Source organism: Actinoplanes derwentensis, assembly GCF_900104725.1.
GTDB classification, from domain to species: domain Bacteria; phylum Actinomycetota; class Actinomycetes; order Mycobacteriales; family Micromonosporaceae; genus Actinoplanes; species Actinoplanes derwentensis.
The window spans coordinates 8,714,412-8,733,171 of the sequence record NZ_LT629758.1 but is presented as its reverse complement, the minus strand read 5'-3'; the positions used below and the strand labels follow the sequence as shown (position 1 = coordinate 8,733,171).

Below are 18,760 nucleotides of genomic sequence, written 5' to 3'. Positions count from 1 at the left end.
CCCCCTGACGTGGCCCCGGTCACCTGGCAGGATCGGGGCCATTGAGCAGCGCCGACGGGGCCGCCGACGGGACCGGGATCACCCGAAGCCCCGAGTGTCCAGGTGGCAGCGGGACGACGGCCGACCGACCACTTCGGCGTGAGTCTCGCCCGAACGGGCCGGGGGCGGTCTACGGTCCAGCTCAAAGCTGATCTACGATGCGGTTCGGATGCCTCTCGGCTCTTGCATGTCCGCCCCCTTCTCGCCAGGATGGCGCAATGCCCCAGCAGCAGGATCAGAACCTGGCCTTCTTCGAGACCGCGAATTCACAGCACGACTTCACCGTCGTCCTGCGTGGATACGACCGTCATCAGGTCGACGGACACATCGGCCGGCTGCTTGCCGCGCTGAACCAGTCCGAGCAGGCTCGCGGCGAGGCCGAACAGCGGATGAACGACGCCCAGCGTCGCCTGCGACAGGCCGAGCAGCGGCTCAACGCGCTCGAGCAGAAACTGGCCGACAGCAACAAGCTGCTGGAAGAGAACAACCGGCCGACGCTCTCCGGGCTGGGCACCCGGGTCGAGCAGATCCTGCGGCTCGCCGAGGAACAGGCCAACGACCACCGCAACGAGGCGAAACGGGAGTCCGAGGGCATCCTCTCCGCGGCTCGCCTCGAGGCCCGGGAGATCACCGACAAGGCGCGTGCCGAGGCCGCCGCGATGAAGGCGACCGCCGAGCGTGAGGCCGGCCAGGTCCGCACGCACGCCGAGCGCGAGGCCGCCGAGGCTCGGGTTCAGGCCCGGCGCGAGGCCGACACCCTGCGCGGGGACGCCGACCGCGAGACCAAGCAGCTGCGCTCGGTCACCGCGCACGAGGTCGCCGAGCTCAAGTCGACCGTGGAGCGCGAGGTCGCGTCACTGCGCGCCACCGCCGAGCGGGAGATCACTCAGGCCCGGGCCAAGGCCGCCCGGGAGGCCGAGGAGAAGCGCGCCGAGGCCACCAAGCTGCTCACCGACGCCCGCGACAAGCGCGACAAGGACCTGCAGGCGCTGGCTATGGAGATCGCCGAGCGCCGGGAGAAGGCCGAGACCGAGGAGTCGCAGCGGCACGCCGCGCAGGTCCAGGCCACTCAGAAGATGGTGGCCGAGGCCGATCAGCGGTCCCGTGCCGCCGATGAGCGGGCGAAAGAGACCGAGCAGCGCGCCGAAAGCCGTCGCGTCGAGTCCGAGCGGCACTCCGCGGAGACCGTCGAGAAGGCGCGGTCGCTGGCCGAGAAGACCGTCACCGAGGCCCGGCAGGAAGCGAACCGCCTGCTCAGCGAGGCTCGCCAGGAGTCGGAGATGACCACTCAGGCGGCGCGCCGCGAGGTGGAGGACCTCACTCGCCAGAAGGACGCGGTCACCAGCCAGCTCGGTCAGATGCTCTCCGGTCTCTCCGGCCTGGTTCCGGGCACCGCTCCGGCTCCGGCCGCGGCGGCTCCGGCCCCCAAACCGGTCGAGGCTCCGGCCCAGCGGGCACCCGAGCAGGCTGCCCCGGCAGCCACCGACACCCAGGACGCGGAAGCCGGCGACGAGCCGGTCACCGCTCAGAACTCCTGACCCTCAGCGAGCCGCCCTCTCCGGTTGCGAAGCCGCCGCAAGTACGCGACGGTTGACCGGTGTGCCCGGGCCGGTGATGACTAATTCAGGCCGTACCGGAGTTTCTCCGGTACGGCCTGACTCGTTTGGGCGCTTGCCTGGGTTTAATCGCAACTACCCGCATGGTCTCTTTCAACCCGGTGTGTATCGACATGCCACGGGACGATGCGTATGTGAGGATGGAAAGCATGTCGCACGGCGGTGAAATTCTCGGTCTCGGCGGGGAGGCGTCCACCGAGCCCAGCTTCGAGACCGCCCTGCGGGGCTATGAGAGGAAGCAGGTCGAGCGATACGTCACCCGGGCGGAGAACGAGATAGCCGCCCTCCTCAACGACCGTGAGCAGGCGTATTCGCAGATCCAGGCGATGTCCGCGCAGATCAAGGGCCTGCAGGCGGAGCTGACGCAGGCCCGCCGCAACTCCGGGATGAGCGGCGAGGTGTCGTTCCGTCACCTGGGCCCCCGGGTCGAGCAGATCCTCGCCCTCGCCGAGGAGCAGGGTGAGGCGATCAAGGCCTCCGCGACCGACGACATCGCCAGCCGTCTCGCCGAGGCCGAGCGGATCCGGGCCGAGGCCGAGGCGCACGCCCACAACGGCATCCGGGACTTCGAGATCGCGCTGGCCGCGCGCCGGGCCGAGGAGGAGAAGGCCGACGCCGCCAAGCGCGCCGCTGCCGCTGCGGCCCTGACCGCCACCCGGCAGTCGGCGGACCAGATGCGCAACGAGGCCGAGGTGGCGCTGACCCGGGCCCGCAACGAGGGCAAGCACATCATCGAGAAGGCCACTCAGGACGCTCAGCGGGCCCGCGCCGAAGTGGACGGCTACGTGCAGTCCACTCGGGTGCAGGCCGAGCAGGAGCTCAAGACACTGCGTGAGACGACCACCCGGGAGATCAGCACCACCCGGACCGAGGCCGAACGGGAGCAGACCGAACTCAAGGCCTCGGTCGACCAGGAGCTGGCGATGCGGCGGCACTCGGTGCTCGAGGAGCTGGGCCAGATGCGGGCCGGCGTCGAGAAACAGTGTGCCGACCTGCGCAGCGAGGCCGACAAGTACGCCGAGGAGGTCCTCCGGCGATCCGACGACCAGGCGACCGCCGTCCGTACGGAGATCGCCGCCCAGCAGGAGAAGATCGCGCAGGCCGGCCGGGAGCTGGAGGCCGCCACCGCCGAGGTGGCGGAGGCCGAGAAGCGGCTGGCGACGGCGCGGGGGCAGGCCGACGCCGGCGAGCAGGAGGCCGAGCGGACCCGGCAGCTGGTGTCCGAGACCCAGCAGCAGCTCGAAGTGGAGCTGAAGCGGGTCGCCGAGGCCAAGCGTTCCGGGGAGGCCGCCGAGCGGCACGCCGCCGAGGTTCGCCGTCAGGTGCAGCGTGAGGCGAAGCGGGTGGCCGAGCTGGCCGCCGCCGCGGTGATGGCGGCCGCCGCCGACCCGGACGATCCGGACCGGGCGGCCGACGTGCCGGTGACGGCCATCGCGTCCGCTCCGGTGCCGGTCCCGGCTTCGGCGCCGGTCCCGGAGCTGTCGGCGCCGGGCAAGGTCACCGGTTCGGCGAAGGTGACGGTCCCGCAGGCCAGCCGGGTCTCCGCGGACGCCGAGTAAAGCGGACGCTGAGTAAAGCGGACACCGAGTAAAGCAGACGCCGAGTAAAGCGGACGCTGAATAGGGACCAGGATTTCCTCGATCGCCGGAGTCCGGTGATCGAGGAAGCCCTCAGGCCGGCGGCATCAGATCTTGTCGAAGGCCGCGACGGTACGGTTCGCGTAAGCGCTCGCATCGCCGGTCTCCATCGGACCGTCCCAGGTCGACGGCAGCGGCGTGGCGACCTCCGGGGCGACCCGCCGGACGATCTCGTCGATGACCTTCTCGGCGTCACCGACCCACAGGTGTTTGCCACCGGGCATCGGGACCACTTCGGCCTGCGGGATCGCGGCGAACCGTTCGACGGCCTCGGCGGGGCGCAGGTAGTCGTCGAACTCCGGGATCAGGGCGGTCAGCGGTTTGCCGTCCTCTGCCCAGGCGGCCAGATGCTCGGGCTGGGAGAAACGTAGCGGCGGGGAGAGCAGGACGGCACCGGCGACCGACGGTTCCAGGCCGTACATCAGGGTCAGGTCGGTGCCGAAGGACCAGCCGACCAGCCAGATGTTCGGCAGGTCGGCGAACTCGGCGAACTCGATGGCGGCGGCCACGTCGAAACGCTCGTCCACCGACTTGCCGAACGTGCCGCCGCTGGTGCCGCGAGTGCTGCTGGTGCCGCGGGTGTTGAACCGGAGCACCGCGATGCCGGCCAGGGCGGGCAGTCGCCAGGCCGCCTTGCGGTAGATGTGACTGTCCATCATCCCGCCGTGGGTGGGCAGGGGGTGCAGACAGACCAGGGTGGCCACCGGGTCACGGTCGAGGGGACGGGCCAGTTCACCGACCAGGGTGACGCCATCCGCGGTGTGCAACTCGATGTCCTCGCGGTGCGCGGGCAGAATCGAGTTGGCACGGATCTGGTTGCTCATGTTCAGATGCTCTCAGCCCGCCGGAAGAGTTCACCCATAGCGGGGAGCATTCCGGGACCGTTCCACTCCTGGGCCTCTGCGGTCCCTCGCTCGCCAGCAACCTGTGTGCCAGTGGCGGCGGTCGGTCATGTCGCCGCGGCCGTCGGCCGGCCAGGCCACCACGTGCGCGACGCCGGGACGGACGTCCTGCATGCAGCCGGGACAGCGGTAGGTCTTCACGGCCGCCCCGCCGAACACGTTGCGCACCATGAACTCGCCGTCCTGCCACTGCTGGACACGATCCTCGGTGATGCCGGGCCGGTCCGGGGAACGGTCCTCGTGTTTGGCGGACTTGGGGCGGTTACGGCGCGGGCTCACGTGGTCAAGGGTACGTAGTGACTCCTCGGTAACATTCGCCCTACACTCGCGGACATGACGGCGACTCACGTTCCCGGCCTGCCCGTGATCGAGGACGGGCACCTGATCTCGACGAATCCGGCCACCGGCGAGGAAGCCGGCCGGGTGCCGGTCGCCGACGAGAAGGCCGTGATCGCGGCTGTCGAGCGAGCCCACCAGGCCGCCGTCTGGTGGCGTGGCCTCGGCTTCGACGGCCGCAAGAAACGGCTGCTCACCTGGCGTTCCCTGATCGTGCAGCGGATCGAGGAACTGGCCGAGCTGACCCACCTGGAGTCCGGCAAGCCGGTCACCGACGGCCTGATCGAGGCGACCGCCGCCGTCGAGCACCTGGACTGGGCGGCCCACAACGCCAAGCGGGTCCTCGGCCCGCGCCGGGTCCGCACCCGCATCCTGGTCGCCGAGCACTCCGGCCATCTGGAGTACCAGCCGTACGGTGTGGTCGGTGTGATCGGCCCGTGGAACTACCCGATCGTGACACCGATCGGCCCGATCAGCGGCGCGCTCGCCGCCGGCAACACGGTGATCCTCAAGCCGAGTGAGTACACCCCGGTCGTCGGCCAGTGGCTGGCCGACACGTTCGCCGAGGTGGTGCCGGAGTTCCCGGTGCTGCAGACGGTGCACGGCCTGGGCGACGTCGGCGGGGCGCTGTGCCGGGCCGGGATCGACAAGGTCGCGTTCACCGGTTCCACCGCGACCGCCAAGAAGGTGATGGCCGCCTGCGCGGAGAACCTGGTGCCGGTGGTGCTGGAGGCCGGTGGCAAGGACGCGCTGATCGTCGACGCGGACGCCGACGTGAACCTGGCCGCCGAGGCCGCGGTCTGGGGTTCGATGACCAACGCCGGACAGACCTGTATCGGTATCGAGCGGGTCTACGCGGTCGAGCCGGTCTATGACCGTTTCGTCGCGGCGGTGGTGGAGAAGGCGGGCAAGCTGCGGACCGGCGAGGAGATCGGCCCGATCACCATGCCCAAGCAGCTCGACATCATCCGCGATCACATCGAGGACGCGCTGGCCAAGGGCGGCCGGGCAGTGCTCGGTGGTGCCGGTGCGGTGCAGGCGCCCTATGTGTCGCCGACGGTGCTGGTGGACGTGCCGGAGGACTCGTCGGAGATGCGCGAGGAGACGTTCGGGCCGACGCTGACGATCACCAAGGTCCGGGACGCGGACGAGGCGGTGGCAAAGGCCAACGATTCGCCGTACGGCCTGGGTGGCTCGGTCTTCGGTAAGAAGAACGCCATCCGGATAGCTCGGCGGCTGCGCTCGGGCATGGTCGCCGTGAACGGCACGCTCACCTTCGTCGGCATGGGCAACCTGCCGTTCGGCGGTGTCGGCGAGTCCGGTTTCGGGCGCATCCACGGCGAGGACGGGCTGCGCGAGTTCGCCCGGGCCAAGGCCATCACGGTGCGCCGCGGGCCGTCGCTGCTGCCCGCGATGACGTTCGAGCGCACCCCGGCTCAGGTCAAGCAGATCGTCCGGGCGCTGCGCCTGCTCTACGGGCGCAAACCCTAGGACCTTAGGCTGTACGGGTGGTCGAGCACCCCGCGGTCGAAGTCGATGGTCTGTACGTGAGTTATGGCTCGACGCCGGTGCTGGTGGACGTGGGGCTGACCGTCCCGGCCGGCACCGGCGTCTGTGTGACAGGTGACAACGGCGTCGGCAAGTCCACCCTGCTGCGCTGTGTCAGCAGTCTGCAGCAGGCCGACGCGGGCAGCATCCGGGTGTTCGGCGCCGAGCCCGGGGACAGCCCCGAGTTCTGGCGGGCGGTGGCCACCACGGTCGAGCCGCCCACCTGGTACCTCGGGCTGACCGTCCGCGAGCACGCCGAACTGATCTGCCGCGCGCACGGCCAGGACCCGGACGACGCCGGGATCGACGAGGCCCTGGAGCGTCTCGGGCTGGGCGGGCACGCCGACGCGATCCCGCCGTCGCTGTCGTCCGGCCAGAAACAGCGGCTCACCCTGGCGCTGGTGCTGCTACGCCCCAGTTCGCTGCTGATCCTGGACGAGCCGGAGCAGCGTCTGGACCCGGACGGCCGGGACATGGTCGCCGGGATGCTCGCCGAGTACCTGTCGACCGGCGGTTCGCTGCTGCTGGCCAGCCATGACGACAAGTTCTCGGTGGCCTCCGGGGCCGAGATCGTGACGATGGAGCAGCTGACCGGCGAGGACCGGTGACCACCCTGGTCGAGTTGCGCCCGGTCCGCCGCTGGATCCGCCGCACCCAGGCGTCGCACCGGGAGCGTGGCGAGGCACTGGGCACCGCCTACACGATCGTGTTCTGTGTCGGGGTCGCCGCCGCCATGTTCCACGAGCCGCTCGAAGCCGTCTTCACCCCGCTGGTCCCGCACCTCAGCGGTGTCGGCGCGCTGGCCGCCGCCACGGTCTGCGCTGCCCTGCTCTTTCTGGCACTGCGCCGCCTGGGCCCGGTCACGGTCAGCCGCCCGGCCGCGTATTTCCTGCTCACCGCCCCGGTCAGCCGGAGGCTTCTGCTCGCTCCGGCACTGCACACCACGGCGACCGGCACCGCGCTGGCCGCCGCCGCGATCACCTTCGCCGTCCTCGGGCACGCCGCGGCGTCCGGCTCGGCGGTGCTGGTGGTGACGGGCGCGCTGGCCGGCGTACTCCTCACGCTCCTGGCCTCGGCGGCCCAGCGCCGGCCGCACCTCGCCGCGCCGGCCGACGGGGTGGCCCGTCTCGCGCTCGCTCTGGGTCTGGCCGCCCTGGTCGCCGAGGCGACCGGCTGGACCCCGCCCACGATCGGTGGCACCCCCGCGACGTCCGTGGTGCTCCCGCTGACCGGTGCCCTCGCGGTTCTGGCCACCGCCGCCTACCTTTCGGCGGTACGGGACATCGCGCGCACGCCGAGCGCCGCGATCCTGGAGTCCGCGAAGACCACCGGCACTCTCGCCGACTCGGTCTACGGCATGGAACCGTCGTTCGTGGCCGACATGCTGGAGCGCCGTTACTGGTCCCGCCGCCGACTGCGGTCCACCACTCTGCACCGTAGGCTGCCGCCGCTGACCGCCCAGGACCTGCTGCTGGCCCGGCGCCGCACCCCGCGCTTGTTGTGGACGGCCGCGTCCACCGCGCTGCCGCTGCTGCTGACCGGTGCCCCGAACTGGCTGCTGGCGCTGACACTGGTGCTCGGCTCGGCGCTGGCGGCCCGCGCCACCACGGCCACGGTGAAGATCGACGCCGCCAACCCGGTTCTGCTGCGCCTGCTGGGTCTGGACTCCCGCCAGGCCGTCCGGCAGCGCTTCTGGTTACCGGCGGTTCTGGCGACCAGCTGGGCGACGGTGTCGCTGGCGCTGCTCCAACTGTCCGGTGCGCTGCCGCCGGGCCAGTGGTGGCTGCTGGGCCTGTCGCTGGGCCCGATCGGCGCGATCTCGGCGCTGCGGGCGGCCCGCTCCGGCATGGTCCGCAACGATCTGATCCCGATCGACACCCCGATGGGCTCGCTCGCGACCGGGCCGCTGCTGCATGCCTTCATCGGCATCGACCTGCTGCTCCTGGCGCTGCCCACGGGGATTCAGCTGGCCCAGTCGCTGCCGGCGGCCTTCGACATGATTCTGGTCCAGACCGCGATAGCGATCGCCGGTGCCCAGGCTTACCTGAATCTGACCACCGATCCCGGCCGTCTGGAACTGTCCGCCCGCCGCCGATGACGCGGCATTCCGGCGTTTTCGCGGTGACCACCGCATTCGGCCCGGCGGACGCGGGGAGACCGGAACCCCCGCGAACCCGGCGTGGTAGCCACGGTCGCTGAACGGACTCGTACCAGAAAAGGTCGGAAGGAACCGGAACCGGTATCAGAAAAGAGTGAGTTCGTCTTTTTTCATGCCGCGGAGTTTGTCGTAATCGACGACGACGCAGCGGATTCCGCGGTCCGTAGCCAGGACGCGCGCCTGCGGTTTGATCTCCTGGGCGGCGAAGACACCCTGGACGGGAGCCAGGAGCGGATCGCGGTTCATGAGTTCGAGGTAGCGGGTGAGCTGCTCGACTCCATCGATCTCGCCGCGGCGCTTCACCTCGACCGCCACCGATTTGCCTTCGGCGTCCTTCAGCAGCAGGTCGACCGGGCCGATCGCGGTCATGTATTCCCGGCGCACCAGGGTATGACCCTCGCCGAAGGTCTCCGGGTGTTTGGCGAGCAGTTCCTGCAGGTGCGCCTCGACGCCGTCCTTGACGAGACCGGGGTCGATCCCGAGCTCATAGGAATAGTCCTGGAACACTTCCTCCAGGGTGATCCGCAGTTCTTCACCGGCTTTGTTGACCACCTTCCAGACGCCCGGTGCTTCCTGCATCTTGCAGGGCGGGCTCATCCAGTTGAGCGGTTTATAAGCACGATCGTCGGCATGGATGGACACCGACCCGTCGGCTTTGACCATCAGGAGCCGCACCGCCGGAGGCAGATGGGCGGAAAGACGGCCGACATAGTCCACGGAGCATTTCGCGATGACCAGGCGCACCGCACGACGGTACCTGACGGTCGGCGGATGCCCGGCGGGCGCCACGTGCATGACGGTGCCATGCTGAGTTCGTGCTGGAAGTATTGACGGGTACCGGTCTCGCCGCCTCGGCCGGGCTGAACGCCTACATCCCCCTGCTGACCATGGGCCTGCTGGCCCGGTACACCGACGCCATCGATCTGCCGGCCGGTTCAGCCTGGCTGTCGAACGGCTGGACGCTGATGATTCTCGCGGTGCTGCTCGCGATCGAGATGGTGGCCGACAAGATCCCGGTCGTCGATCACGTGAACGACGTGGTGCAGACGTTCATCCGGCCGACGGCGGGTGGCCTGGCGTTCGGGACCGGTTCGGCGTCGGAGACGGTGACGGTGGCCGATCCGGGGGCGTTCTTCACCTCGAACCAGTGGGTGCCGATCGTCGCGGGTGTGGTGATCGCGCTGATCGTGCACGGTCTGAAGTCGGCGGCCCGGCCGGTGGTGAACACGACGACTGCCGGTTTCGGTGCGCCGGTGGCGAGCACGGTGGAGGACATCAGCAGTGTGATCATGTCGGTGCTGGCGATTCTGCTGCCGGTGCTGGTGCTGATCGGCCTGGTGGTGATGGTGTGGGCGGCCGTCTGGGTGGTGCGGCGGCGCAACCGGCGCAAGCAGGAGCGTGACGCGGGTGTCGAAACCCGTCAACTGTTTGGTTGACTCTACCGGTGCCCGCGATCGCCGTACCCGCCTTCGCTCTGACGTGGTGGCTGTCCTGTTATCTGATCGGCCGGGATCCGCGGCGCGCCTCTCTCCGTTGGCCGGCCGCGGCTCTGCTCTCGTACGCCCTGGGGGTCGCCGCGTGGACGGTGGCCCCGGGCTCGGCGGCCGCCGAGATCCTGCTCTGCATCCCGGCGCTGTTCTGGGCGGGCGCGGTGGTGTCGTTGCTGCCGTTGACACCGGTGGAGCGCCGCCCGATCGATCGGGGGGCGCTGGCCCTGGGCGCCCTGTTCCTGCTGATGGTGATCTTCCTGCCGCAGGTGGGCCGGCTGGTGGTGCTGGCGCCGCTGGTGGGCGCACTGGTCCTGTTGTGGCGGATGAGCGGCCAGGTGTCGCTGGGTTCGCTGCCGCTCGCGCTGACGTCGATGGCGGTGTTGTACACCGCCGGGCTGGCGCTCCTGCTGTTCCCGTTCGGTGGCCGGGTCCCGGCGATCGCCGCGATCGGGGTGGACCTGCTGGTGTTCGGCTATCTGATGGCGGTGGCGCACGCGGCCGAGTCGGGTGAGCGCCTGCGCCCGGACCTGCACCGGTCGCTGGCGGGCGGGTTGCTGGCGCTGCTGCTGCTGGGAGTACCGGCCGGGGTGACGATGTCGCTGATCGACGGGCACGACGTGGTGACCGTACTGCAGTTCACGGTGGTGGCGGCCGGCGCGACGGTGGCCGGGCTGGGCAATCATGTGCGCCGGGCGATGGACCGGCTGGCGCTGGCCGAGGACGCCGGGTTGCGGGCCGACCGGTCGGCGCTGTTCCTGAACGCGGACGCGCTGCTGCGGCGGCGGGAGCCCCGGCGGCTGGAGAGTCTCGGTGAGCCGGAGTTCCTGCGGCTGACCCGGCGGGCGCTCACCGACTTCGGGGATCTGAACCGGTTGGCCCGCAGTCCGCTGACGGATCTGCCGGTGGTGGGGAGGCGGCTGGCGGACCGGGAGGATCAGCCGCGGGCCCGGGCCGGGGCGCTGCGGGCGGTGCTGCGGGAGTGCGTGTCGGATCTACGGCCGGCGGGGCCGCTCGGGACGACCGATGACTGGCGCTACTACAACGTGCTCCAGTTCTGCTGTGTGCTCGGGTTGAATCCGTACAGCCGGCGGGTGCGCACCGATGGGCTGAGCCGGGAGGCCCGGCTGGTGGTCGACTGGTTCCGCCGTTACGTGCCCGAGGACGTCACGAAGCAGTGGCTTCGGGAGGCCGCGATGGTGGTCGCCGAGCGACTGTGGACGGAGCTGGCAGGCGGGCCTCGGGCGCTCTCACCGAGCGAGCTTCCGACACGCAGCACCAAAACCCCATAAAAGGTCATTTAGTGGCTAATATCCCCGACCATGGACGCCGGGGTATCGCGTGGGTAGCCACCGCAACGCGCTGGTCGCCGCGATCCGGCAGGAGCTCGCCGAGGCCCGCGGCACCGCCCGCGCGGTCCTGGCCGCCGCCGAATCGGCCCGTGGCGAGGCGCAGAACCGTCGACGGCTGGTGCGGGACGCCTACGCCACCTGCCTGAGCCAGCTCGCCTCCGCCCGTGAGGACGCCCGCCAGGACATCCGGCAGCGATTCCACGGCGAGGCCGACCGTCTCGCCGGGCACCTGCGCGGCCTGGCCTCGGCCAGCGCCTCCGGGGCGGCCGGGACACCGTGGCGGCTGTGGGCGCCGAGCGACCCCGAGCCGGGCCGGGCGCCGGGACTGCTGCGGATCGGCACCATCGACTTCGACGAGACCGAGGCACTGCCCGGTCTCATCCCGCTGCTCGACCGGGCCCACCTGCATCTGAGCGGGCCGCAGTCCACCCTCGACGAGGTGATCACCGGGGTCCTGCTGCGGGCCCTGGGCAGTACCCGGGCCGGTCATGTGGAACTGACCGTCTACGACCCGGAACGACTCGGGGAGACTCTCGCCGTCTTCGCGCCGCTCGGCACCCGGTTCGTCGGGCCGGGCGGGCTGGGGCCGCTGCTCGACGAGCTGGTCGACCGGTTGTGCCGCGACGAGGACCGGGACGGCTGGCAGATCGTCGTACTGCTCGCGGACCGGGCCGGTGTCGAGGAGATGTCCCGGGCGCAGCGGGCCCAACTGGACCGGATCGTGCGTACCGGGGTGGGCCGTGGGGTGCACCTGGTGGTCCGGGGCATGGAGCTGGCCGAGCACCCGTCGGTCGAGCGGATCACCGTCCGGGACCGGATCGCGTCGTGCAGTTCGCTGGACCGGCTGGAGGTACGGCTCGACCCGGCGCCGCCGCCACAGCGCATCGCGGCGTTCTGCCGGGAGGCCGCCGACCGGCTGCGGCAGGGCCCGCCACCGGCCCGGCTGGCCGACCTGGAACCGGACCGGCACTGGGCCGAGTCGGCACGGGACGGTCTGCTCGCACCGATCGGTGACAGCACCGACGGCGCACTGGTCGCGCTGCCGCTCGGCGACCGTGCCCCGCACATCCTGGTCGGCGGTCCGTCCGATTCCGGGAAGACCAACCTGATCTACACCTGGCTGGGTTCGCTGGCCACCCGGTACGGCCCCGCCGAACTGGCGCTCTACCTGCTCGACTTCACCGAGGGCGAGTCGTTCGCCAGGTACGTTCCGGGGCCTCGCGACCCGAGCTGGCTCCCCCAGGTCCGGCTGGCCGGGATCAACCTGCGCGACGACCGCGAGTTCGGCCTGGCCGTGCTGCGGCACCTCAGCGAGGAGCTGGACGCCCCGGGCCGCCCTCGGACCGTGGTCGTGATCGACGAGTTCCCGACGCTGCTCGACGGCCGGGACGCGATCGCCGACGAGGCCGAGAGCCTGCTGACCGAACTGGTCCGGCGCGGCCCGGAACAGGGCCTGCACCTGATGCTGTCCGCGCAGGACGGGATCCGGGCGCTGACCGGCCGCCCCGCCGTGCTGGCCCGGTTCACGGTCCGGATCGCCATGCCGAAGGCCCGCCGCATCCTGGCCACCGACAACCTGGCCGCCTCGCTGATCCCCCGCTTCCACACGGTGGTGAACGGCGAGTCGGGGCTGGCCGGCGCCAACCGGATCGTCCGGCTCCCGGACGCCGGTGACCGCACCGCCTGGGGCGCCACCCAGCGCCGGTTGTGGCGCTGCCGGCCGGCCGGCAGCGAGGAGCCACGGGTCTTCGACGGGGCCGCGGTGCCCCGGCTGCCGTCGATCTACCGGCCGTCCGGGCGGGTGTCCGCCGTCGCACCACCGGCCGCCGTACTCGGTGAACGGATCGACGTGTCGGCACAGCCCGCCCGGTTGCTGCTGGACCCGGCGCCGGGGCGCAACCTGGCGGTGCTCGGGAGCCGGGCCGACGAGGCCTGTGACGTGCTGGCGGCGGCCGCGCTCTCGCTGGCCGCACAGGGCCCGGCCCACTTCAGCATCGTCTGCCTGGAACCCGCCGCCGAACGCTCGGCCGCCAGGCTGGTGGCCGAACTGCCGGCCGCCGACTGGTACGACGCCTCGGACGTCCGGTTCGAGGCGCCACACTCGGACGTGCCCCGTTACGTGATCGGTTACGGACTCGACGCGGCCGGTGCGCGGCACCGTCCGGCACTGCGCGCGCTGCTCACCGACGGCCCGCAACGGCACGTCCACGTGCTCGGCTGGTGGCGGTCGGTGGCCCGGCTCCGCGACGACCTGGCCGGGCGTTTCGACCCGATCGGCGCCTGGGTGGCCCTCGGTGTGCACGGATCCGAGCTGGCCCCGCTCCACCCGCAGCCCGGTGGACCGTTCTGGAATCCCCGGCCGCGCCGGGCCCTGTTCTTCGATCGCCCGGTGCACCGCACCCCGGAAGTCATCATCCCGTACGAGGTGAACAGTGACCATACGTGATCGCCAACCGCTCGGCCGTGACTACCAGTTGATGGTGAGCGCGCTCGCCGACGTCACCCGCCGCCGCGACGCCGCCATCGACGACGCCGAGCTGGCCTATCAGGACAGCGCCGCCCGGGCCGCCGGTGAACTGGCCCGCGCCGAGAGCGACGCCCTGGCCGCCGACCGCTGGGCCGGTGCCGCCGCCGCCCAGGTGCTCGACGTGGACCGTGAGGCCGCCCGGCTCTGGGATCAGCTTCGCCGGGCCCGCGGCCTGCGGATCCGGGCACTCGGCGAGGTGCCCGAACCGGCCTCGGTCGAGGCCATGCCGCGGGTCGCCCTGCAACGCCGGCCAGAACCGGGCGAGGACGTGGTCGCCCCCGGCCGGCAGTCGCCACGGGTGCTGCTCTCCCGGGCCGCCGACCGGATCGACGTCACGATCCACCCGCACGGGCACGGGCTGCTCCCCCGCTGGGCGCTTCTGTTGCTGCCGTTCGCCGGTGCCGCCGGAGCCGCCCTGGCCAGTCTGGTAGCCGCCGGCCTCGTCACCTTCGGTGACACCGCCGAGTGGGGTGGGCAGGTCATCCGGGGCATCGGCTGGCTGACCTTCGCCGTCGCGCCGTCCGCGGGGGTCCCGGTCGCCGCCTACCTCACCCACAGCCGGCTGCACGCCCGGATGGAGATCGGCGGGATAGGCCTCACCCTGCTGGGCGGGATGGTCGCGGCGACGTTGCTCTCGCTGTCCTTCGCGGCGACCCGCTAGGCCTTCCTATTCGTACGTAACTATTCGTACGTATAGAAGCCCTTGCCGGTCTTGCGGCCCAGGTGACCGGCCTGGACCATGCGCTGCAGCAGCTCCGGCGGGAAGAACTTCTCGTCGGCGGTGTCCCGGTAGATGTTGCCCGCCGCGTTGAGCATCACGTCGAGGCCGGTGAGGTCGACGGTGGCGAGCGGGCCCATCGCGTGGCCGAAGCCCAGCTTCATCACGGTGTCCAGGTCGGCCGCGGAGACCACACCCGACTCGACGAGCTGGATGGCCTCGACCAGGATCGCGGAGAAGAGCCGGTTGGAGACGAACCCGGCGACGTCCCGCTCGACCACGACACAGGTCTTGCCGACACCCTCCGCGTAGGCGCGGGCGGCGGCCAGGGTGGCGTCGGAGGTCTGGTAGCCCCGAACCAGCTCGACCAGTTTCATCATCGGGACCGGCGAGAAGAAGTGGATGCCGACGACCGACTCGGGGCGCTGCGTGACGGTGGCGATCTGGGTGATCGGGATGGCCGAGGTGTTGGTGCCGAGGATCGCACCGGCCTTGCAGATCTTGTCGAGGGCCTTGAATACCTCGTGCTTGGCCTCGACCTTCTCGTAGATCGCCTCGACCACCACGTCGGCGTCGGCGGCCGCGTCGAGGTCGGTGGTCGGGGTGATCCGGGCGAGGGTCGCCGCCACGTCCTCTTCGGTGATCCGGCCCTTGGCCGCGAACCGGCTCAGTGAGTCCCGGATCGCGGTCATGCCGCGGTTGAGCGAGGCGTCGTCGACGTCCCGCATGGTGACCTGCCATCCGGCCTGCGCCGAGACCTGGGCGATGCCGGAGCCCATCAGACCGGATCCGATGACCGCGAGACGACCTGCCATTCTTCACTCCTTCGTCAGCTGAGCCACCAGTTTACCGGCGTTACTTAACGCAGGTTCAGCTCGTCCGGAGATCGGGGTGAACCGTCAGAAATCGGCATCCGCCGGTGCCAGACTGTGCGCATGCCCACGAGCGACGGCTGGTACCTCATCGGACCGTTGATCGCCGTCGGTCTGGTCGGATTCCTCGGCGCCGTCTTCTGGCGCATGGGCCTGCAACCCACCATCCCGCCCGGTGCACGCCGGGACGAGACGGCACCGGACGGTTTGGCGATCTTCGGCGAGTGGGACGACTACGGACTGCTCCGGCCGGCGGCCGTCACCGGTGAGACCGAGGTCGCCGACGAGATCCGGCGGTACCTCTTCGATGCGGGCATCCGTGCCACCACGGCGCCCCGGCGCGACGGCCGGATCAGCGTGCTGGTCTTCTCCGAAGAGGTCGAGGAGGCCAGACGTCTGGTCGCCTCCTTCTGAAGATCTAGAAGTCGAAGGTGGGCTCCGGAACGTCGGTGCGCTCCACCTCTACACCCAGTGCGGTCAGGTCGGCGACGAAGTTCGGGTAACCGCGGTCGATGTGGTGCACCTCGCCCACCTCGGTCACCCCGTCGGCGCAGAGCCCGGCGATCACCAGACCGGCACCGGCCCGGATGTCGGTCGCCCGCACCGGAGCCCCGGAGAGCCGATCCCGCCCGTTCACCGCGGCGTGATGCCCGTCGGTGCGGATGTCGGCGCCCAGTCGCACCATCTCGTTCACGAACATGAACCGGCCGTCGAAGATGTTCTCGGTGATCAGCGACGACCCCTCGGCGACCGCGGCCAGGCCCAGCGCCATCGGCAGCAGGTCGGTCGCGAACCCGGGATAGGGCAGCGTCACGATGTCGACACCACGCGGCCGGTCGGCGATCCGTACCCGGAACCGGTTGTCGCCCGGTTCGACCGTCGCCCCCGCGGTGACCAGCTTGTCCAGGGCGACGTCCAGGAACTCCGGCCGCACCCCGTGCACGGTCACGTCCCCACGGGTCATCACCGACGCGAACGCCCAGGTGCCACCGACGATCCGGTCGCCGACCGTGGTATGCCGCACCGGCTTCAACGGCCCGTCCACCCCCTCGATGATCAGGGTGGACGTACCCGCGCCCTCGATCTTGGCGCCCATCGCGTTGAGCATCTCGCAGATGTCGACGATCTCCGGCTCGCGGGCCGCGTTGTCGATCTCCGTGACACCGCGGGCGAGGACCGCGGCCATCAGGATGTTCTCGGTGGCGCCGACACTCGGGAAGTCCAGCCAGATCTTCGCCCCGCGCAGACCGGCCGGCGCCTTGGCGATCACGAACCCGTGCTCGCCGGAGATCTCCGCACCCATCCGGGCCAGGCCGGCCACGTGCATGTCCAGGCCCCGGGAGCCGATCATGTCGCCACCGGGCAGAGCCACCCGCACGTAACCGCGACGGGCCAGCAGCGGACCCAGCACACAGATCGACGCCCGCAGCCGCCGCACCAGGTCGTAGTCGGCCTCGCTGCCCGGCTCGGCCGGCACGTCGATGATCGCTTCGGTGCCGTCCAGCGTGACGTCGCAACCGAGCCGGCGCAGCACCTCGGCCATGATCGCGATGTCGGTGATCCGGGGAACGTTCGCCACCACGCTGCGGCCCTCGGCCAGCAGCGCGACCGCCATCAGCTTGAGCGCCGAGTTCTTCGCGCCGCCCACCATGACGTCACCGGCGAGCCGTGCCCCGCCCTTAACCCTGATCACATCCACGCGGGCCATGGTAGGGGCCGGAGCACACCCACGCCTCGTAGGGTGTGCCTCATGGCTGTGCATCTCACCCGCATCTACACCCGCACCGGCGACGCCGGCGAGACGAGGCTGGTCAACAACGAGGTCGCGCCGAAGACCTCGCCGCGGATCGCCGCCTACGCCGACACCGACGAGTGCAACGCGGCGCTGGGCGTCGCGCTCGCGCTCGGCGACCTGCCCGAGGACGTCCGGGCGGTGCTCGCCACCATCCAGAACGACCTCTTCGACCTCGGCGCCGATCTGGGGAACCCGCTGGCCGACGACCCGCCCTACCCGCCGCTGCGGATCACCGAGACCTATGTGACCCGGCTGGAGAAGTGGTGTGACGAGTACAACGAGCGCCTCACCCCGCTGGACAGCTTCATCCTGCCGGGTGGCACTCCGGGCGCGGCGTTGCTGCACGTGGCCCGGACCGTCGCCCGGCGTGCCGAGCGGACCTCCTGGGCGCTGTACGAGCAGGAGCCCGACCGGACCAGCGTGCTGCCCCTGAAATACCTGAACCGGCTCTCCGACCTGCTGTTCATCCTGTCCCGCGCGGCCAACCCGGGCGGCGACGTGAAATGGGTCCCCGGCGGTGACAAGCGTTGAGCGGCGGCCTGCATCACGTCGAACTGTGGGTGCCCGACCTGGCCGGCGCGATCCGCCCGTGGGGCTGGCTCCTGACCGAGCTGGGCTGGGCGGAGTTCCAGGACTGGCCGGCCGGCCGCTCGTGGCGGCGCGGGGAGACGTACCTGGTCCTGGAGCAGTCCCCGGCCCTCTCCGGTCCGGCGCACGACCGCCTCGCGCCCGGCCTCAACCATCTGGCCTTCACCGTCGGCACGCCGGCCGAGGTGGACCGGTTGAACAAGACCGCGCCGGAGTACGGCTGGGCGCCGCTGTTCGCCGACCGCTACCCGCACGCGGGCGGCCCGGAGTCCTACGCGGCCTACCTGGAGGACGCGTGGGGTTACGAGGTGGAACTGGCGGCCTAGACGAGGAGGTCTCCGTCGATGGTGGTGACCGCGTGGCCGGAGAGGTGGGTGCGGTCACCGTGCAGGGCCACCCGCACGTGACCGCCACGCCGGGAGGCCTGATAGCCGGTCAGCTCGGTGCGGTCCAGCCGGGCCGCCCAGAAGGGTGTCAGGGCGGTGTGCGCGCTTCCGGTCACCGGGTCCTCGTCCACCCCGACGGCCGGAGCGAAGAACCGGGACACGAAGTCGTAGCCGGATCCGTGCTCCGCCGCGAGCGCCGTGACGATGACTCCGCGCCGGGTCAGCCGGGCCACCGCGCGCAGGTCGGGGTCGAGCCCGCGGACCGTGTTCTCATCGGCCACCTCGAACAGCAGGTCGTCGGTGAACGGGCCGGTGTGCAGCACGGTCAGTGGCGTCACCCCGAGTGCCGCGATCAGCTCCGGATCCGGCTCCACCCGGCTGAGCGGCGCGGTCGGGAAGTCCAGCGTGATCAGGCCGTCGCTGTCGGCTGAGGCGGTCAGGACGCCGCTGCGGGTCTGGTAGCCGACCCATCCGCCGATCAGCCCGGCCCGGTCCAGCACGTGACTGGTCGCGAGGGTGGCGTGCCCACAGAGGGCGACCTCGGCGGCCGGCGTGAACCATCGCAGCGCCCAGTCGGCCGCTGAACCGGCCGGAAGGCGGTGCAGGAAGGCCGTCTCGGCGTGGTTGACCTCGGCCGCGACCCGCTGCATCCACTGGTCCGGGGGAAAGCCGTCCCCGTCGAGGACCACCACCCCGGCGGGCGCGCCGGTGAACGGCCGGTCGGTGAAGGCGTCGACGATTCTGATCCGCATGCCGCCGACGTTACGGAGTCCGGGGGCGGCGGCACGACGGCCAATCC

Annotated in this window: 18 protein-coding genes; 12 read left to right on the top strand and 6 right to left on the bottom strand. The window is 71.0% G+C overall.

From position 1 onward, the window contains the following. The first annotated feature begins 257 nt into the window (after positions 1 to 257). Complete coding sequence (locus BLU81_RS39050) at positions 258 to 1,577, top strand: coiled-coil domain-containing protein (protein ID WP_092553173.1); 1,320 nt, start codon at positions 258 to 260, stop codon at positions 1,575 to 1,577. A gap of 227 nt (positions 1,578 to 1,804) precedes the next feature. Then, positions 1,805 to 3,214, top strand: coding sequence for a Laminin subunit beta-1 (locus BLU81_RS39045; RefSeq protein WP_092558278.1), 1,410 nt, complete (start codon positions 1,805 to 1,807; stop codon positions 3,212 to 3,214). A 125-nt stretch (positions 3,215 to 3,339) separates the two neighbouring features. Here the strand turns inward: BLU81_RS39045 and BLU81_RS39040 are convergent, their stop codons facing one another. Both BLU81_RS39040 and BLU81_RS39035 read right to left on the bottom strand, forming a co-directional pair. Then, positions 3,340 to 4,116: an alpha/beta hydrolase gene (locus tag BLU81_RS39040; protein ID WP_092553171.1), complete on the bottom strand. Its 777-nt coding sequence runs from the start codon at positions 4,114 to 4,116 to the stop codon at positions 3,340 to 3,342. Positions 4,117 to 4,146: 30 nt separating this feature from the next. Further along, positions 4,147 to 4,473, bottom strand: coding sequence for a hypothetical protein (locus BLU81_RS39035; protein WP_092553169.1), 327 nt, complete (start codon positions 4,471 to 4,473; stop codon positions 4,147 to 4,149). A gap of 54 nt (positions 4,474 to 4,527) precedes the next feature. Between BLU81_RS39035 and BLU81_RS39030 the strand changes: the two genes are divergently transcribed. From BLU81_RS39030 to BLU81_RS39020, 3 genes are read left to right on the top strand one after another with little or no spacing between them, the layout of a single operon-like run. Beyond that, positions 4,528 to 6,021, top strand: a complete 1,494-nt coding sequence (locus BLU81_RS39030) for an aldehyde dehydrogenase family protein (protein ID WP_092553167.1) — start codon at positions 4,528 to 4,530, stop codon at positions 6,019 to 6,021. A gap of 17 nt (positions 6,022 to 6,038) precedes the next feature. Then, entirely contained in the window at positions 6,039 to 6,686 is a 648-nt protein-coding gene (locus BLU81_RS39025) for an ABC transporter ATP-binding protein (RefSeq protein WP_092553165.1), read from the top strand. Next, entirely contained in the window at positions 6,683 to 8,176 is a 1,494-nt protein-coding gene (locus BLU81_RS39020; protein WP_092553163.1) for a DUF6297 family protein, read from the top strand. Before BLU81_RS39025 ends, BLU81_RS39020 begins: the two co-directional genes overlap by 4 nt. A 144-nt stretch (positions 8,177 to 8,320) precedes the next feature. Here BLU81_RS39020 and nucS read toward each other — a convergent pair whose 3' ends face one another. Then, positions 8,321 to 8,980: an endonuclease NucS gene (gene nucS, locus BLU81_RS39015; protein ID WP_092558276.1), complete on the bottom strand. Its 660-nt coding sequence runs from the start codon at positions 8,978 to 8,980 to the stop codon at positions 8,321 to 8,323. A 71-nt stretch (positions 8,981 to 9,051) separates the two neighbouring features. Between nucS and BLU81_RS39010 the strand changes: the two genes are divergently transcribed. From BLU81_RS39010 to BLU81_RS38995, 4 genes are read left to right on the top strand one after another with little or no spacing between them, the layout of a single operon-like run. Then, positions 9,052 to 9,672, top strand: coding sequence for a DUF4126 domain-containing protein (locus BLU81_RS39010; protein ID WP_092553161.1), 621 nt, complete (start codon positions 9,052 to 9,054; stop codon positions 9,670 to 9,672). Next, on the top strand, positions 9,669 to 11,015 hold the full coding sequence (locus tag BLU81_RS39005) for a hypothetical protein (protein ID WP_231953723.1): 1,347 nt from the start codon (positions 9,669 to 9,671) through the stop codon (positions 11,013 to 11,015). Before BLU81_RS39010 ends, BLU81_RS39005 begins: the two co-directional genes overlap by 4 nt. A gap of 49 nt (positions 11,016 to 11,064) precedes the next feature. Continuing rightward, positions 11,065 to 13,521, top strand: coding sequence for an FtsK/SpoIIIE domain-containing protein (locus BLU81_RS39000; protein WP_092553157.1), 2,457 nt, complete (start codon positions 11,065 to 11,067; stop codon positions 13,519 to 13,521). After that, the gene (locus BLU81_RS38995; RefSeq protein WP_092553155.1) at positions 13,508 to 14,263 is read left to right on the top strand and encodes a hypothetical protein; all 756 of its coding nucleotides are present in this window, start codon (positions 13,508 to 13,510) and stop codon (positions 14,261 to 14,263) included. Before BLU81_RS39000 ends, BLU81_RS38995 begins: the two co-directional genes overlap by 14 nt. 20 nt (positions 14,264 to 14,283) lie before the next feature. On the opposite strand, the gene BLU81_RS38990 is transcribed toward BLU81_RS38995, so the two are convergent. Next, the gene (locus tag BLU81_RS38990) at positions 14,284 to 15,135 is read right to left on the bottom strand and encodes a 3-hydroxyacyl-CoA dehydrogenase family protein (RefSeq protein WP_092553153.1); all 852 of its coding nucleotides are present in this window, start codon (positions 15,133 to 15,135) and stop codon (positions 14,284 to 14,286) included. A gap of 120 nt (positions 15,136 to 15,255) precedes the next feature. Here BLU81_RS38990 and BLU81_RS38985 point away from each other — a divergent pair, with 120 nt between their 5' ends. After that, the gene (locus BLU81_RS38985; RefSeq protein WP_092553151.1) at positions 15,256 to 15,606 is read left to right on the top strand and encodes a hypothetical protein; all 351 of its coding nucleotides are present in this window, start codon (positions 15,256 to 15,258) and stop codon (positions 15,604 to 15,606) included. A gap of 4 nt (positions 15,607 to 15,610) precedes the next feature. On the opposite strand, the gene murA is transcribed toward BLU81_RS38985, so the two are convergent. Continuing rightward, positions 15,611 to 16,900: a UDP-N-acetylglucosamine 1-carboxyvinyltransferase gene (murA, locus tag BLU81_RS38980; RefSeq protein WP_092553149.1), complete on the bottom strand. Its 1,290-nt coding sequence runs from the start codon at positions 16,898 to 16,900 to the stop codon at positions 15,611 to 15,613. Positions 16,901 to 16,942: 42 nt separating this feature from the next. On the opposite strand from murA, the gene BLU81_RS38975 reads away from it, so the two are divergent. Continuing rightward, the gene (locus BLU81_RS38975; RefSeq protein WP_092553147.1) at positions 16,943 to 17,518 is read left to right on the top strand and encodes a cob(I)yrinic acid a,c-diamide adenosyltransferase; all 576 of its coding nucleotides are present in this window, start codon (positions 16,943 to 16,945) and stop codon (positions 17,516 to 17,518) included. Next, a complete protein-coding gene (locus tag BLU81_RS38970) occupies positions 17,515 to 17,901 on the top strand; it encodes a VOC family protein (RefSeq protein WP_092553145.1) in 387 nt (128 codons plus the stop codon). The genes BLU81_RS38975 and BLU81_RS38970 overlap by 4 nt, the downstream gene beginning before the upstream one ends. Here the strand turns inward: BLU81_RS38970 and BLU81_RS38965 are convergent. After that, on the bottom strand, positions 17,898 to 18,713 hold the full coding sequence (locus BLU81_RS38965) for a PhzF family phenazine biosynthesis protein (protein WP_092553143.1): 816 nt from the start codon (positions 18,711 to 18,713) through the stop codon (positions 17,898 to 17,900). The genes BLU81_RS38970 and BLU81_RS38965 overlap by 4 nt on opposite strands. Between the last annotated feature and the right edge of the window lie 47 nt (positions 18,714 to 18,760).